General features: G+C 34.0%; 11 protein-coding genes, 1 tRNA gene and 3 pseudogenes. 2 read left to right on the top strand and 13 right to left on the bottom strand.

Annotated features, from left to right (window positions below; genetic code table 11):
• Positions 1-12: 12 nt before the first annotated feature.
• The 7 genes and pseudogenes from V5E38_RS03130 to V5E38_RS03100 all read right to left on the bottom strand — a co-directional run.
• Complete coding sequence (locus tag V5E38_RS03130; RefSeq protein ID WP_499212165.1) at positions 13-1,212, bottom strand: cytochrome P450; 1,200 nt, start codon at positions 1,210-1,212, stop codon at positions 13-15.
• A gap of 91 nt (positions 1,213-1,303) precedes the next feature.
• A pseudogene (locus tag V5E38_RS03125) lies at positions 1,304-1,525 on the bottom strand (biotin synthase BioB); the annotation flags it as partial.
• Between the two features lie 71 nt (positions 1,526-1,596).
• Positions 1,597-2,769, bottom strand: a complete 1,173-nt coding sequence (bioF, locus tag V5E38_RS03120; RefSeq protein ID WP_499212164.1) for an aminotransferase class I/II-fold pyridoxal phosphate-dependent enzyme — start codon at positions 2,767-2,769, stop codon at positions 1,597-1,599.
• Between the two features lie 25 nt (positions 2,770-2,794).
• A pseudogene (locus V5E38_RS03115) lies at positions 2,795-2,884 on the bottom strand (hypothetical protein); the annotation flags it as partial.
• Positions 2,874-3,650 (bottom strand): 6-carboxyhexanoate--CoA ligase, encoded by a 777-nt coding sequence (bioW, locus tag V5E38_RS03110; protein ID WP_335479363.1) that lies wholly within the window; start codon positions 3,648-3,650, stop codon positions 2,874-2,876. The gene bioW and the pseudogene V5E38_RS03115, both read right to left, overlap by 11 nt.
• 1,671 nt (positions 3,651-5,321) lie before the next feature.
• Positions 5,322-7,262, bottom strand: coding sequence for a PhoX family protein (locus tag V5E38_RS03105; protein ID WP_499212163.1), 1,941 nt, complete (start codon positions 7,260-7,262; stop codon positions 5,322-5,324).
• A gap of 326 nt (positions 7,263-7,588) precedes the next feature.
• A pseudogene (locus V5E38_RS03100) lies at positions 7,589-7,960 on the bottom strand (tyrosine-type recombinase/integrase); the annotation flags it as partial.
• A gap of 201 nt (positions 7,961-8,161) precedes the next feature.
• Here V5E38_RS03100 and V5E38_RS03095 point away from each other — a divergent pair.
• A complete protein-coding gene (locus tag V5E38_RS03095; RefSeq protein WP_499212162.1) occupies positions 8,162-8,302 on the top strand; it encodes a hypothetical protein in 141 nt (46 codons plus the stop codon).
• A 128-nt stretch (positions 8,303-8,430) separates the two neighbouring features.
• On the opposite strand, the gene V5E38_RS03090 is transcribed toward V5E38_RS03095, so the two are convergent.
• The 6 genes from V5E38_RS03090 to V5E38_RS03065 all read right to left on the bottom strand — a co-directional run bounded on the left by V5E38_RS03090 (position 8,431) and on the right by V5E38_RS03065 (position 13,479).
• Positions 8,431-8,503 (bottom strand) — tRNA-Val (locus V5E38_RS03090).
• A 134-nt stretch (positions 8,504-8,637) separates the two neighbouring features.
• A complete protein-coding gene (locus V5E38_RS03085; RefSeq protein WP_499212161.1) occupies positions 8,638-8,832 on the bottom strand; it encodes a hypothetical protein in 195 nt (64 codons plus the stop codon).
• A gap of 278 nt (positions 8,833-9,110) precedes the next feature.
• A complete protein-coding gene (locus V5E38_RS03080; RefSeq protein WP_499212160.1) occupies positions 9,111-10,313 on the bottom strand; it encodes a DUF6944 family repetitive protein in 1,203 nt (400 codons plus the stop codon).
• A gap of 99 nt (positions 10,314-10,412) precedes the next feature.
• Positions 10,413-11,069 (bottom strand): potassium channel family protein, encoded by a 657-nt coding sequence (locus V5E38_RS03075; protein ID WP_499212159.1) that lies wholly within the window; start codon positions 11,067-11,069, stop codon positions 10,413-10,415.
• Between the two features lie 14 nt (positions 11,070-11,083).
• The gene (locus V5E38_RS03070; RefSeq protein ID WP_499212158.1) at positions 11,084-12,400 is read right to left on the bottom strand and encodes a TrkH family potassium uptake protein; all 1,317 of its coding nucleotides are present in this window, start codon (positions 12,398-12,400) and stop codon (positions 11,084-11,086) included.
• Positions 12,401-12,564: 164 nt separating this feature from the next.
• Positions 12,565-13,479: a DMT family transporter gene (locus V5E38_RS03065; RefSeq protein WP_387323673.1), complete on the bottom strand. Its 915-nt coding sequence runs from the start codon at positions 13,477-13,479 to the stop codon at positions 12,565-12,567.
• Positions 13,480-13,596: 117 nt separating this feature from the next.
• Here V5E38_RS03065 and V5E38_RS03060 point away from each other — a divergent pair, with 117 nt between their 5' ends.
• On the top strand, positions 13,597-14,325 hold the full coding sequence (locus V5E38_RS03060; RefSeq protein WP_499212157.1) for an alpha/beta hydrolase: 729 nt from the start codon (positions 13,597-13,599) through the stop codon (positions 14,323-14,325).
• Positions 14,326-14,347 lie beyond the last annotated feature (22 nt).

The raw sequence follows: 14,347 nt of genomic DNA, 5'->3' as shown, positions 1-14,347 counted from the left end.
GTAAGTTCTTGCTCAGTCAAATATTATTCGGAGTTCTTTTAAGGACCTAAACCCAATAAGTCTTCGCCACTGCAACTCAGTAGAATCTACCAGATGAACTTCTTTCCAATTAAGGAGTGTTTTAATCGCAATTTGTGCTTCTAAACGTGCCAAGGTGGAACCTAAACAAAAATGAGTACCATATCCAAATGCTAGATGTTGACAAGGACTCCTGGTAATGTCGAATAGATGAGGATCATGAAATTTATGCGGATCTCGATTGGCCGCTCCTATTAGGACATAAATCTGATTCCCTTTTTTTATAGATGCACTATCAATTTCAATATCTTCGGTAGCTACCCGAGCGATCATCTGTGTTGGACTCTCATAACGCAAACACTCTTCAACAGCTTGTTCAATTAAAACTGGGTTATCCTTGAGCTCTATCATTTGATTCGGATGTTTTAATAAAGTAAAAACCGAATTACTTATAAGATTAACTGTTGTCTCGTGGCCGGCAATAACAAGTAGAATGCAGGTTGCTAATAATTCCTCATCTGATAAACTTTCCCCTTGCTGCTCTTCCATAGTTAACCTGCTGATAAGATCATCTTCAGGGCTATGTTTTCGTTTTTTAATCAATTCATTAAAATAATCTCTTAAGACTATTGTAATAGCATTCCCGCTTTCTAACGTCTTTCCTGAACGGGTAAAATCAATACTTTGAATTAAGCCTTCCGCCCACTTTTTAAATTGATATATATCCTGTTGAGGTATCCCTATTATTCTCGCAATAATGAGACTTGCTAAAGGAAATGCTAAATCGGAAACTATATCCAATGTTTTCTGATTTTGAAACTGTTGCAATAAATCGTATACCGTTTCTTCAATATAAGGACGAAGATGTTCCACCATCCTAGGTGTAAATACGTTACTAACTAGGAAACGCAGCCGCTTATGGTCTGATTGATTCTTAAAAAGCATCATGTCATTTTGAATGTTTTTTAAAAAATCATATTTTTTTGAGGTCGCTGGCAACGGGACACGATTTTTAAATCGAGAATCTTTGAGAATGGTTATAGCTTCTTCATATCCTGTCACATACCAGCCTGGATACTTTAAAAGATTTCCCCGATAGATTGAATTCATGGATCGAAGATTCTCATAAAATGGATAAGGGTTTTGAAAAAACTCATTAGTAATATAAGAAAATGCTTGGTATTCCGTTTTCATTTTAGCCTCCCTAAAAAGAATTACTATCAATTTTGATTGCTGCATAATGAATAATCTATCAAACTTTTTAATTTTCTAATGCTAAACTGGCTTACATTTCTTCTACTGATTCCACTACAAATCCTAAGTCACGTAACATTTTGTAATCCTCATTTTCTTCTTGCCCAGCAGTTGTTAAATAATCGCCAACGAAGATAGAGTTGTCTGCATATAGACCTAGTGGTTATAAGGAACGGAGTTTAACTTCGCGTCCTCCTGAAAATCGAATTTCTTTGGTTTGATTGATAGAGCGAAATAATGTTTTCTCTTTTAAAACCAATGCAAATCCGCTAAATATAGTCGTTTTGCCAACATTTGTATCAGTTCTTGTTACAAATAAACCGTTCATTTTATCATGTTTACCTCTTTTCCTATTCTGTAGAAACAATCCAACAGATAATTTATTTCTTCCGAGGAATGTTCGGAGGTGACAGTTAGCCTGATACGGCTTTCCCCAATTGGTACAGTTGGCGGACGAATCGCAGGAGCAAAAATTCCATTTTCCAGTAGCTTTTCTGCAAAAATTAGCGCCTCTTTGGCATCTCCTATAATTACTGGAATAATCGGTGTCAAATCTCCCTTCACGATATATCCCATTTCTATTAAACTAGCTTTTATTTTTTTTACATTTGAAAATAATAGCTGGCGTTTTGAATAACTTTCCTCAATTATTTCCAATGCGGCATAAGAAGCTGCACAGACTGCCGGCGGTAAAGCGGTTTGAAAAATAAAGGTTCTTGCATGGTTTATGAGAAAATCAATTAAAACAGGTGAACCAGCTACGAATCCGCCTTCGGTCCCAATAGCTTTACTTAAAGTTCCGATGACCACATCTGGATGAATTCCGAAATATTCACTCGTTCCTCTACCATTTTCCCCTAAAACACCTGTTGCGTGCGCATCATCAACAATGACGAAGGCATGATATTTTTTTGCAAGTGGAATGATCTGATCAAGAGGGGCAATTGTCCCATCCATACTAAAAACACCATCTGTTATGATAAAACGTCGCTGACAGGAAGAAATCCCTTTCAATTTTTCCTCAAGATCACTCATATCGATATGGTTATAAACAATAGTAGTCGCATTTGATAGACGGCATCCATCAATAATACTTGCATGGTTTAATTGATCACTTAAAATAATATCCCCTTTTTCTGGTATAGATGATAACACACCAACGTTTGCCAAATAACCACTTGAAAAAAGCAGAGCCTTTTCCGTTTGCTTAAAAGAGGCAAGTTTCTCCTCAAGCCTTTGATGCCAATCCGTATTGCCTGTCGTTAATCTTGATCCACTACTCCCTACTCCAAAATCATGAAGGTTCGTTTCTATGGCATGAACTAAGCTGGGATTATTCGACAGGCCTAAATAGTTATTAGATGAAAATACAATTTGCCTTTGACCACCAATCAACATATTAGAAAGTGGGGTCGAATTCATAGTTCGTAATATTCGATATAAACCAGACTCTTTTGTATTAAGTATTCGTTGGTTTAGCCATTCATCAAGCTCCAACCTTTGTCACCTCATTTGTGACCACAATGATGGAAGGATTTTCGTCATAATCTTTCATTTGTGTGAACAGTAACCAAGTATGTTTTTTATTTTTATCAATTAACTCATGTTGCATTTTCTTCCTCCCATTGAACGATGATTGGCTTTTTTTCTAAGTAGTCTATGTATGATTGTAGATGGCTTGAACCATCCACAAAAAAGATTCGGCATCCGCGTTCATCACCATATTTTTTTAACATCGTAATTCTCTGATAGCCCAGCTTTTTACTTGCAACATAACCTGTTATGTATTCAGGATCATCTGACCAACATAATTCTGCGATAGTTGAGTGATGCCTATTCACCTTTGTTGCAAGAACAAGCGCCTCCTTCACTCTTTGACTTCGAGGTATTGTGTAGAAGTCAGCCCACTTTTCAAAATCCATGGTTCCCCAGTCCATTCTTGAAACCCGAACACCTTTTTCGTTCAAATCATCAATTCGTTTTCCAGTTCGGATATCAAACAAGATTGCCCCTCTAAGATTCATATATTCATATATTTGTTGGTATGCTTTTTTAATGCTCTCTTTTGGAACACCTGCTTGTTCTAAAAGACTCTGAGCGATTATTTGTCCTTCTTCTACGGAGCCCACTTCATTTGTCTTAACATGTAATGGCCTCAATTTTGAGATAGGTTCATCAATTAATTCAAACTGAATCTGAAAAAAGTCCGGTTTGCCTCTTGAATGTGTTAAAGCTTTCTCTAATAGGACAATTACTGCATTTTTTAAATTGTCGTAAGTTGAAATTAGTTCGCCACCAGATATATGTTTACCACCATTTTCATGTGCCCCATTCTTGGAGGCTCTCATTCTAACACTAAATAAGTTTTCATCAATCATACACGTTACTCTCCAAACCTTGGTATCGTTTAATAATCTTATAAATTTAATGCGGGGGTTTTTTTATAAATCTTTCTTTTGTTATTTGCATCATGAGCAAACTATAGAACACTTTCTAATAGAGCTTTCGTAAAGCATAAAGATTCAATTTTTGATTATCATTTTTATTGTTAACCAATTATTGGTAGATGGTTAACAAATGTAATGTTAAAATTACATACATAGTTTGTCAATAATATTATTTCAATCCTTTCTGAAAAAATCATATTTCCTTTGATTACTTAAACAGCTATGCAATTTCAAAGCCGCCGTAAAATTGATAGATTAACAATACATTCCTTGAGATTATGAAAAAAAGAACGTATTTCTGAATTCAAAATACGTTCCTTTTTTATATTTCCTTATTCATAATGTTTTTAATATTTTACTTGTTCAATTATCTAGCTCAGTTCAATGCGCAGCATTCGGATCAATAGAATCAAGTTCATTGCCCATTTAGCGATATTTGCTGCAGGATTGCTTCTGTCGCAGGATAGTCCGTAATATGATACCAGTTTAGTACGTTTTTCGCCGCTTTCATGCTAGCATCAAACGATGCTCCGAAGATATATCCAAAGGCACTTAATCCTGATGGCTAGTCCTTTGTCCAAGCATTTGTGCCTAATGGATCCTTTCACCGACAATGAATGATCCAAAACGTCTTTGGAACCGTGATGGAGAGTGGCTGTCATTATCGAATGTCGAAACGGTGGGCGATACCATCCATGCATCCGGACTCAGTATTTGTGCAATGAATATTATTCATTACAAAAAATGGAAGTAACTGAAAACAAAGAAAAAGCCCAAACCCTTGATACTACTAGGTTTGAGCCTTCTAATTCGCATGATCCAAACTGGACTTGAACCAGTGACCCCTACTCTATCAAATACAGAATACGAGTATTATACAGTAATTATGAATATTTTAGTTAAATTAAGTCCAGTAAATCAAGCGGTCGCTGTAATTTTATTCATTGCAACTCTTTTAATTCTATTGTTTCTATTATGTCCGTGCAATTTCTGTGCATTTGAAAAGTAAAGCTTTATTATGAGGTAGGGTGAATTGCACAAATTTGAAATTGTAGAAGAAACCACAGAATTTCACAATTACTTAAACCCTTTGAAAACAAAATTATAAATGACTACATGGAAAAATATAATCATCATGAACATCTGCTTCAATTAAGCGAAGCGCTAGTAGATCTTAGTAAAAATAGAAATTACGATCCTACATTTTGAAAAATCGAAAAAACGGATTGGGATGAATGAAATAAGTATGTATAAATTTTTTACACTGTCTTTCTCTTATCAAGGCTCTGTTAAAGTAAAATCTTAATATTTAATAACTGAAAAAGGACTGACTTAATTTTGACAGTCCTTTCACAATCCTATTGAACTAATGCCAGTCAGTTCAATGAGGAATTTCAATTTGATTAGCTTTTAAATAATTCTTTCCCATCCTATTTTGAATCGACTTGTGTTATAAAGCGTTTAGAAAAAAAATGAATAGCCAATTATGACTATCCAGACTAAATGTGTTGAATATAGGAATAAAACTAAACGATAAACTCCGGGATTCATTGAACACCGGAGTTTAAACCTTATATTCTATTGCAATAGTTTATTACTTATTTATTTTTTAAAGATGCTATTCACATCTCGATTCTTATTTAGCAGGTCTTCAACTGATGGCAGACCGGAAATATACCCTACGCCACCTGTACGATCAATACCGATTTCAGTTTCCATTGCTTTAATTAATTCAGCTTTATTAACAGCTGTAATGTTTTTACCCTCTAATTCATCACCTGGATGCTGGAAGTTACTCATAATATAGGAGAACCCATTACGATTGTCGATGGCAGACAAACCTGTTGATTCTGCTCCTGCAGGATTCGATAAAATCCTTGATAATTCTTTGGTGTCAACATTATAAGCCCATACGTAGTTATTTGTATGCATGCCACTGTCCTCACCAATGAATAATGTTCTTAGTGCTTCTGAGTAGCTTAAGTTGTCGGGATTCGCTATTTTTCCCACATTAGCTGTGTTCCCATATGCATCTGGACCAGGTAAATCCTCACCTTTAATTAATCCTAACATATTGGCTGCAACATATTGACTGTGAATCTTTTGTCCGCTACTGTCTTTTTGATCACCTGTCAAATTCAATTGATAGGTAACACCAGATTTAATTTTTGGCAATTTTATATCATCGGAAGGATCACTAGCATTTTCAAGCATACCATTGCTTTGGTCCGAAATGGCAATATACACTTTGTTATCTTTTTCGTTTAAAGTAACACCTTCCATTTTATTGAATTCGGAGGTAGCACCAAGAATAGCTGCATAACGACGGGATTCTAAAAATGCTGCTGCCTTTTCCATTCCAGGCTTTACTTTTAGGTATTCTGTTTTTCCATATGTGTATTGCTTAATCGCTTTGAATCCTTCTTTAGGTCCTTCAGCGATTTCAAAAATATCACTGAACTTCACACCGCTATCGATTATTGATTTGATTTCTTCGTCGGAAGCATGTCCTAATTTAATCCATTCCAAGTTTCCGGAACCGCCATTTTCCGTCCCATTTTGATGGAATTTCGCGGCATAAAGTGTACCGGCAGAAAGATCCTTCTCTTTATCAGCTACATACATAAACATCGTTGTGTAGGAACCGTCATCACCAAAGAAAGCAGTGCGGTTATCAGGCATCATTTTCATTAATTCATGAGAAAAACGGCCAATACTGTAGTGTTTTGAAACGGAAGCTTCTCCATGATTGTCTACCTTAATTTCCGGAATAAATCCATAGAAATAAGGATTTGCTTTTAATTTGTCCCCAAAATAGAGCTGAGCAAAGCTTTCAACGGAAGTCCTTGCAGATGAGGTTGGATTTAGTTCAAAACTGCGTGCATCCGGTTCATACTCTTCAGAACCTAAGTGGGTATTCCAAGGCGATAGAGAACCATTACAAGGGATCCAAAGACCGTTTACGCTAGAGAAGTCAATTTTCCTTACACTTGTAGGAGTGAGTTTGCCTGAATTCTTATCCTGCTGGATAGTTGATAATGACATCGAAGCAGGAACGATTCCATAAGCAGACTTACCAGCGGCATCAAATGTCTGATATTCATAATGGGTGACCATATAAATCTTCCCACCAATCGGGTTTAACAGGCTATTGGAATCGGGAGCATCAGATACAAAATATGTTGAGTTTCCTGCTACACTGTTATCAACAATTGGTTTCCCGTTCGCATCAATAGGTGTACCAGCTGGAATTAACTCTCCATTGTTCATTGCAATTTTATCTTCAGATTTGAAAAGCCTGTTATATGAAAGCGGGAAATTCTTTACTTCACCATTACTATATTTTACTTCCAGAGATGCGTTCGAATAGGTTTGAACCATCTTATCAATCGTTTTTGGCGCATCCATCCCATTAAATTTTACTGAATCAATCGTTACATGTCCTTTATTTTCCATGGCTGAAACAGGCATTACAGCAGGAATCGTTAATGCTAGTGCTAATACTAACGTTGCTCTTTTTTTAGTCAAACGTCCTTTTTTCATAATTCTCCTCCTAGGATCTTTTCTAAAATCTATTTAACAAGATTAGAATAGTAGGAGTGTTTCATATTAATTTAGTAATATTGTAAATATTTTGTTAGTTTTTGTAAATTTCCGTGACGTGAATCTGACGATCGACCCGGTGACGGCTTGTATATCCGTTATAGGAAACATAAAAAGGCAGCGCCCAATGGGCTTACTGCATTACTTTAAAATGAGTTGCGAGATACACTCTACATGCGTGGACTGTAATTGACAATATATGAGATGCTGGTGAGATTTACAAAATATCCTTTAAATTAAAAATTGAATTACGGTTAAAACAATAATTACGCCTTTTGATTGATAATCATAGAGATCGAAAAGTCCTGTCGCTCTGTATATTCTTCACAAATAATAGATACCTTAATGTCGTATTGCCTGGAGTATTTGGGACAATTATATACTTCCCCCTTGAATGAATGAATTAACTCATCGCTGAATATTGTTATCGTATTCCCTTTTTTTGCATTTTCTTGCATTTCTAAATCTGTATGTGTATAAAGGTTTAATGTAATTCCTACATTTGAATGGCCAAGTCTATCGCTAATTACTTTAGCGTTAACATTCTGCTTCACTAACAGTGTTGCATTCGAATGTCGCATCCCGTGTATGTTGATTTCTTTTAATCCGGTTTTACTAATTAGTTGTTTAAACTTACACGCTAGATTCGAGGATGAATCGGCTTACCATCATGAGTACATATTACTAAATCGTTTAAATGATAATTTAAACCTAAGATGGATTTTACTCGATCTTGTACTTCGTTTAATTGTTTTAATAAATTCATTACAGAATCAGGTACTAATATTTTTCTAATCGAGCTTTTAGTTTTGAGCTCCTTAAAAAAATAATTCGAGAGAATGGGTGAAAACCCGAAAATTGTTAGCGAGAGATTAGGTCATTCAAGAGTAGAAACTACAATTGGTATCTACTCACATTCAAATGAAGAAATGGAGAAGAATACAGCTGATCGTTTTGATGAAAAATTTGGTTTAAATTAAAATGCTCGTGAAGTTTCTGTGCAGTCTTTGTGCAATGCATAATATTCATTACAAAAAATGGAAGTAACTGAAAACAAAGAAAAAGCCCAAACCCTTGATACACTTAGGTTTAAGCTTCCTTAATCGTATGATCCCAACTGGACTTGAACCAGCGACCCCTACCCTGTCAAGGTAGTGCTCTCCCAGCTGAGCTATGGAATCGTAATATATGGAGAGAAATCATTCTCTCTTATTAATTCTATTATACTGTTTTGTATACTACTCTTCAACCAATATTTAACAAAAAATTTCGAATATAAGTCCACTAGAATGTATTTTTCAATTTTGAAAAATGCTCATTTATTCGACTTTGCTTCTATTTCGTTTATTGTATGCATCAAATCTTTCCATCTCACGTCTTTGTCTCTTGGTATATTGCTTAATAGAATACTGCCAACCACAATTGTTAAGAACAATAGTAAAACACCCACACCAAATACAAATGTCTGAACTTTATAGTTTTTAACGATTTTAATCATTCTACTTTTCATAGGCGATCTCTCCAATAGTTAAATATTAATATTCCTAAACCAAAAATGGTGAAGGTATACTCTCTTTATTATTAATATTTTCCTGTTTGCCTAATATGTAATCAAAAATTCTAAAATCGTTTACAATTTAGTATTGTTTCCTTTGTATATATTCAAGCACTGCAAAAAATCTTGTATTCTTTCTATTTCTACATGTTTATTTTATGCACCTTTAATGAATGGCTTTATTCTATGTTCTATGTATCTAGAACTAACATCCATACTAAAGCTTATTTTTGTTAGCTCTTTTTCTTTATCTCTGTATATTCCGAAGTTTTGCTTTTCACTTGATTTGATTCGACCTTATTTTCCACCGATTTTTTATTTCTTTTTCTAGGGTTTTTGTTCTCTTCTAGTTCTTGTTTCTCTTTCTCTTTTTGTTCAGCATTCGACTTAAATAACTCTTTTTGTTCAGAGTACACGGATACGATTGAACCGCCAGCTTGAATCCAACTTCCGCTATATTTTAATAGTAATGCTAATTCTTCGTATTCCTTCACTAATGGGTTTGTTTCAGTTTCTTCGTCATATTGTTGGAGTACATCAAAAATGATCCCATCTGACAAATCACTAGGAACGTCTTGTTCGCTAGAAATTGATTCATCATGTTGACTTGAAATTGATTCATCTTGTGTTTCAATCGGTTCGTAATCTGGTATTCTACCAAAAAGATATTCTATTTCATTCAATATTTCTTCATTAGAAGATTCGGTTGATAGGATGTTTTCATTATGATCTTCAATTTCATTTGTAAGTTCTACCGTACCATCTTCTGGAAATCTTCCGGTATATTCTTGTACTTCATCAAAAATAATTCCATCTGATAGATCACTAGTCTCAGAGTAAGGCGCACTGCCATGATATTCTTGAAGTACGTCAAATATGACTCCATCTGATAAATCGCTAGGTTGTTCTACTTGACCGGTTTCTTCTAAATAATCTTTTAAATCCTCTATTTCTAGCTCTACCATACCAGCTAATACTTGTAATGTATTTCCAATCGCTTGTAAAAAGTTCCCCATAAAACCAGATACATCAAAATCCTCTGAACTTACTTCTTCAAGGGCTGCGATTAATCCTCCAAAAGCTTGTTGGGCATTTCCTGTCATATTTAACTTTATCGCTCGATCTGCATCTTTTTCTTCTTCTACTTTTTCTTCCTCTGCTTCTGCAGCTAATAAACTAAATAATACAGTAACATTACCTGAGGCTTGGATAATTTCACCTGCATCTTCTATTACACTAGGCTCGCCTAAAAAAGCTTCTATTATATTTCCAATCGCTTGAAAGGTATTTCCACCAAAATCTAGATGAAAACTTGTATCTTCCCATCTTTTTCGGTTTTCTCCTTTTAATCCTCTCATGGGTGTACTACTAATTGCTGAACTGATTGTTCCAATTGCATTTACCCATGCCCCAATAACTTCCATAACTTGGCTCATTATAAAACACCAATCCTTGATTAGTCATTTAGGATTAGTATATTCAACTATAACGTTTAAACGTTCCAAATAGGTTGTTGTAATTGAGCCCTATTATATTTATCCAACTTTCTTTTTAAACAATTCTATTTTTGATTTTTCTCCTACAATAAAAATTAAATCCCCACTTTGAAAAACTACATCTCCAATTTGCGATACCATCGGCTCACCGTCACGGATGATTAGGACAACAGTTATGCCATATTTCATCGAAAAACTCATTTCTCTTAGTGTTTTACCAACCAATTTTTCAGGAATGACCGTTTCAACGCCTGCAACGTTCTTTGTAATTTCAATGTATTCGATTATGCCACTCATCGCTTCCATTCTTGCCGCTTTATGTCCTGCTTCCTCTTCAGGATAAATAACTAAATCCGCTCCAATGCTTTCTAAAATCCCACCAACTTCACGATTATTTGCTTTACAAATAATTCTTTTAACTTTTCTCTCTTTCAATCTTCTCGTAATTAAGATTGAGGCTAAAGAATCCGTTCCAATCGCAACAAATACTGCATCAAATTGACTTACATTTAAGTCCTCTAAAATAGACTCTTCACGCAAATCGCCAATTACCGCATATTCTGTGTACTCTTCTAATTGCTCTAATGTCGTCTTTTCTTTATCACAAACAACAACTTCATGGCCTAATCGATCAAACTCTTTAACAATTCCACGCCCAAAACGTCCAGCACCAATTACTAAATATTGCTTTGGCATATACACTCTCCTCCTTACCCAACTGCTAAGTCTTTTTCAACATATTTTAATTTTTGATTATCTACACGTAGTACGAAATAAATCAGCGTGAAGATTCCAATTCTTCCAATAAACATTAGTAAAATTAATATTATTTTTGATACACTATGGATATTTGTTGTAATCCCTAATGATAATCCGGTATTTGTAATTGCCGATATGGCCTCTAGTAAAATTAAATCTAACTGAAACGGTTCAAAAATCGAAATCATGAACGTTGCAGCTGTGATTAATAGGATAAAGCTCATCGCAATAACAAATGCACGGTCAACAACCTCTTTCTTTACACTTGTTCTAAAAATAATTGTATCGTCCTGTGACTTAATGACTGAAAACATTTTTGCAGCTAAGACCGATACTGTTGTTAACCGAATCCCGCCTGCTGCACTCGATGAAGCTCCACCAATATACATCAGCACTAAAAGTATTAAGATTGCAGGCAATGTGAGTTCTGCAATATCAAGAGGTGCATATCCACCATTTCGACTCGTTACTGATAAAAAAAATGAATTTGTTAGTTGATCAAAAAAATTTAAATGTTTAAACGCATGGCCTCTTTCTAAAAGCCAAAATACAATTGTACCAAGTATCATAAACGAAAAATGCAGACGCATATTAATCCTTGTAAATAAGGATTTTTTCTTGTTGTATTTATAGATGTACTCCATAATAGTCGGATATCCTAATCCACCTATAAAAATTAGCGCTGCTGTTACTATTAAGACTAAATTATTTTTTTGAAATGAAATTAAACTATTTCCAAATAAATCAAAACCTGTGTTTGAAAAACTTGCAATTGAATGGAAAGCTGTAACTAATAAAGTTTCTAATACAGTGTCATATTTCCCTCTAAATTGACTATAAAAAAAGAGTCCACCGATAAATTGAAAAAATAATGATGTATATAAAACTGATAAACTTAATCTTTTTATTGATTTAATACTACTTTGATTTTGATCCTTCGATACGACTAGTAAATTTGAAATCGTAATCCGAATACCGAGGATCATAAAACCATAACTAATAAATACAACAATTCCGATTGCACCAATTTCCATTTGGATCATTAATAGTATTTTTCCCCACACATTAAAGGTCTCAACTAAGTTTACTGTTGTTAACCCAGTCACACTGATCGCACTCGTTGAAACGAATAAACTATCTATATAACTTATATTCGAAATTCTCGTAAATGGGAGATAGTATAAGAATGAAAATAAAAATGTAATGATGATATAAGAAATAAATATGTAATGGAGAGGATTTTTGGCTTTTTTCTTCTTCTTTTTCATATGTAGCTCTTTTCTCCTTTAATCGGCTGGATAAAAATTTATGGAATATTTTTCTAATCACTATTATCTATTCTACCTATTTTTAGTTAAAAAACAAAAAAACTTTCAAACCGTATGAAAGATTTGAAAGTCTTTTTAAATAATTATTAATTTAATTGGTTGATCTAAGCTGATGAAGAATTATCTGTTTTGACTTGTATTGATGACACTTCTTTTTGTTGTTGATATAAGTACAAGAATACACTCACAATGACGATCGTACCTCCAATTAACTGAAATGATGATAACATTTCGTGAAGAAGGAAAACAGCTAAAATTGATGCACCAACTGGTTCCCCAAGTATACTCATTGATATTGTCGTAGCATTTACGTAATTTAATAAATAGTTATTTATAATATGCGCTAATGAAGGAATAATGGCAGATGCAATAAAAATGATCCAATCTTTTGATTGGTAATCAAAGAAATTATCCATCGTTACGATATTATAGATTGTTAAAAATGCAGCTGAAAATGCGAATACCCAGAAACTATACACCCAATGGGATGTATTTTTTACGGTTGTTTGTCCAACCATTAGATAGAGTACTGCAGCAATTACACTTAAAAATGAAAGTATATCACCTTTAAACGCTGACATACTTAACCCGATATCACCGAATCCTATTAGACATACACCAATAATCGCGATAATCATACATATTTTAGATTGCATAGACGTTCGCTCTTTAAATACAAAGAATCCAAGAATCATTGCAACTAATGGCTGAAGAGCTAATATAATAGTTGAGCTCGCCACTGAAGTGAAAACTAATGAACCATACCATAAAATAAAATGGACAGCTAACATTAATCCACCTAAAGCAAAAGATTTATAATGCGATTTTTTTAAAGCTTTTAACTCATTTTTTCGCTTCAATACAAATGGTAACATCCATATACATGTAAACCAGAGGCGATACATGCTTAAAACAGATGGGGAAGCTTTCGTCCATTTAGCTAATATAGCTGAAGTTGAAATTGCAATAATGGACAAAATTAATAAAGACATCATTGCATTAGGTTGTTTTTTACTCATGTTTCACCTCTTTTAGACTTATTTTTGTAAGCGTTTAATACATTTTACTTTTCTAAATTTTTTGTATGAAGTAACATCTAATTATATCATCCTAGGGAAAAGAAGAGGAGACATTTTATGATTCAAACAAATGGTACTAGAGAAGAACATACACTATATAGTGAACACATTAAAAAAGAAATTACATTTACAATATACTATTCAAGCATGTACACTCCGTTAATAAAACATCACTTATTAATTGCTCAAGATGGACAAGACTATTTTAATTTAGGAAAAGTTCATCGAGTAATTGAAAAATTAACAAAAGAAGGTTCAATTCAACCTACAATCATTGTAGGAATTCCATATTCTTCACCAGAGGAGCGCTTTAAGCTATACCACCCTTCTCAAGTGGGACAAAAAAATTATATTCGTTTTTTAGCTGAAGAATTACTTCCATATTTAGATGATCATTTACCTTTACTTGGATTAGCCCATAGCAGAACATTAATCGGCGATTCATTAGGTGGTACTGTTTCATTACAAGCTGCATTTACATATCCAAATACTTTCGGACAAGTCATTATGCAATCCCCTTTTGTGAACGATGATGTGATAGAATTTTTAGAGAATACAAAATTAAGTTCAATTCTTTCTATTGTTCAAACTGTTGGAAAACAAGAAGAAAATGTTTTCACACCAAGTAAGCAATGGGTTAATTTTGTCAATGGCGGTTTACAGTTAAAAGATATTTTAGCTAAATTCCCTGTAGAATTACATTATGCAGAATATGAAGGGGACCATACTTGGACAAACTGGGAAAAGCAACTTGAAGAGGTATTAAAAATTAGTTTAGCAAAATAATTCGTGAAACTTAGCGATTTTC

Origin of the sequence: Rossellomorea sp. GAMAL-10_SWC (genome assembly GCF_049568075.1) — a bacterium.
Classification (GTDB): domain Bacteria; phylum Bacillota; class Bacilli; order Bacillales; family Bacillaceae_G; genus Gottfriedia.
This window is presented reverse-complemented; position numbering and strand designations above follow the sequence as displayed.